Source organism: Sulfurovum sp., assembly GCF_041551015.1.
Classification (GTDB): domain Bacteria; phylum Campylobacterota; class Campylobacteria; order Campylobacterales; family Sulfurovaceae; genus Sulfurovum.
Genome location: NZ_JBFENQ010000182.1, coordinates 1 through 2802 on the forward strand (window position 1 = coordinate 1; position 2802 = coordinate 2802).

Annotated in this window: 2 protein-coding genes and 1 pseudogene; all 3 read right to left on the bottom strand. The window is 40.1% G+C overall.

Translation table 11 applies throughout. The features are described from left to right. The coding region (gene nuoL, locus ABZC96_RS09425; protein ID WP_373030698.1) for an NADH-quinone oxidoreductase subunit L at positions 1–1875 on the bottom strand (1875 nt) is incomplete at its 3' end. Positions 1876–1877: 2 nt separating this feature from the next. Then, positions 1878–2180: an NADH-quinone oxidoreductase subunit NuoK gene (nuoK, locus tag ABZC96_RS09430; RefSeq protein WP_373030699.1), complete on the bottom strand. Its 303-nt coding sequence runs from the start codon at positions 2178–2180 to the stop codon at positions 1878–1880. Beyond that, positions 2177–2527: pseudogene (locus ABZC96_RS09435) on the bottom strand (NADH-quinone oxidoreductase subunit J); the annotation flags it as partial. The gene nuoK and the pseudogene ABZC96_RS09435, both read right to left, overlap by 4 nt. Between the last annotated feature and the right edge of the window lie 275 nt (positions 2528–2802).

Consider the following 2802-nt stretch of genomic DNA (forward strand, 5'->3'; position numbering starts at 1 on the left):
CGCACCAACAGCCATCCAGTTTAGATAGTTTGAAAGGTTACCTGTTTGCATACTTCTTGTTTTATCACCAGAACCGTAAAGGAACTTCGCAATATTGTCTACTGTTGCATCTACTATTTTTAAATCTACCTCTGTCCAGAACTTCTCAGAGATCATCATATATGGTTTTGTAATAAACTCTTCATAGAATTTTGGCACATAATATTGGTTGATAAGTAATTTATAGAAGAAACCGTTTTCAACTTTTTCACTTCTTTTCCAAGCATTCTCACCTGTTCGTGCATATTTATAATAGGCATAAGCGATACCAGAGAGCGCAAAAAAGATAACAATAAGACCCAAATATGTTGCTAAGTGGTGCGTATGCTCAGACATTTCATACTGAACAGTCTCACCTATCTTATAGATAAACGCTTTGTATGACCCCATAAACCATCCCGTGATTACAGCAAGTACTGCAAGAGGAGACATTGCTACAAGTACAAATTTGTACATTTCGTGTGGGTGGAATCCTAACGCTGTGTGACGATCTTCACCATGGAATGATAAAAATACTTGTCTAAATGAATAGAATGCTGTCATCCCAGCAGTGATTACCAACATACCCCATAAGATATATGTATGTTCATTAAATGCCGTTTCGATAATTGCATCTTTTGACCAGAATCCTGCAAGTGGCGGTAAACCAGCAAGTGCAACAGAGGCGATAGTCATATAGATCCATGTACCTCTCATTTTCTTTCTCAAATTACCCATCTTAAAGAGATCAAGCTCATCATGCATAGCGTGCATCACGTTACCCCCACCCAGGAAGAGAAGTGCTTTAAAGAATGCGTGCGCTGCAAGGTGGAAAAGTGCGATCCAGTATGCACCGAGTCCTGCTGCTGCGAACATGTATCCTAACTGAGAAAGCGTAGAATATGCAATAATTCTTTTCAAGTCACGTTCAACCAGTGCCATAGATGCGGCATAGAATGCAACAAATGTACCAAGAGATGCAATGAAGAAACTTACACCTGCAACTTCTTCCATACTATAAAGGGGATTTGCTCTAATTACTAAGAAAACCCCTGCTGTTACCATAGTTGCTGCGTGAATCAATGCAGAAACCGGCGTAGGGCCTTCCATCGCATCTGTGAGCCATGTGTGAAGAGGGAACTGAGCTGATTTACCCATCGCTCCAACAAAGAGTGCAATCGCCGCTGTTACTAAAACAGTTTCACTAAGGTAAGGAAGCTGAGCAAATACTTCATCGTACTGAAGAGAACCTGTGTTCCAGTAAATAATAAAGATACCGACCAACATACCAAGGTCAGCGATACGGTTCATAATAAATGCTTCATTTGCTGCCCAAGACGGAGAGATAGAAGGATTTTCTTCTCTTGTCTGATCTGGCTTGTGATACCAAAAACCAACAAGTAACCATGAACAAACACCAACACCTTCCCAACCTATAAATAGCCCGGCAAAGTTATCTGACATAACAAGTATCATCATAGAGAACACGAAAGCTGAAAGATATGAGAAGAATCTGTTAAAACTCTTATCATGATCCATATAACCAATAGCATAAACATGTACTATAGTAGAAACCAAAGTAACTACTGTCATCATTGTTACTGAGATTTGATCCACTACAAAACCAAATGGAATATTGAGGTCTCCAGCATTGATCCAATCCATCATTGTCACATGTACAATTGTACCCGTTGTGTAAAGATTGTATGCTAATATTGCCGAAGAGACAAATGCCAGACCGATAAATAGAGACCCTACAATACCTACAAATATTTTTCTTTCACTCATACCAAATAAAGCTGCAAAAAGAGAACCTGCAAATGGTGCAAAAAGTGCTATATATACTAAATTTTCCATTATTATCCTCTCATACTTGCAAGGTCGTCAAGATCAAGACTTCCATATTTTTTATACAATACAATTAATATACCAAGTCCAACTGCCACTTCACTCGCTGCAATAGCAATAATAAAGAATGCAAACATTTGACCTGTTAAATCATTATAAAAATGTGAAATAGCTGCAAATGCTATATTGACTGCATTAAGCATTACCTCTGTTGCGAAGAAAAGCATTAAAAGGTTTCTTCTTCTAAGTACGCCGATTAATCCTATAGAGAAGATAATCGCTGATATGATCAGGTAGTGAGAAAGACCTATCATTTTTCATCCTTTACTATCATAATTTCATTATCTTCACTCATATCTTCAGTGAGACTTTGATCCATTTTCTTACCTGCAAGTATAATTCCTGCAATCATTGCTACTAGTAACATTAACGCTGCTACTTCAAATGGTACAAGGTACTTTGTAAAGAGTACGATACCAACATCTTGCGCATTACCTACACCTTCATGCATTGGGTAAAGTGCTTGTATATTCTCAGAAAAGATCGGTGCAGCAAACATAAGAACCAGTACCAATGCTGACAGTCCACCAAGTAAAAATACCAAAGTATTGTTTGTATTTTTCTCTTTTATATCTCTTGTTGCATCAAAGAACATCTCAGCGTTCGACCTTGCTGAACATCCTGGTCGCCTCCGCGTTCGTCATCCGGCCACTGGCCGAGCATATCAAACGAGTCGTGCTAGCCAGTGACGTTGTGGGAACCGATGATACGCACGTCACTCTGCTTCTACCGGCGACGATCCCCAAGGTCGACCCAAACGATCCGAAGTCGCAGCGTACGCATGACATACTCAGTAAAGCAGCCGCCGAAGGTCGTCGTAGCGTCCGGGCGCACATGTGGGCGTATCGTAGCGTGACCGAACCGCTAAGCGTGTTC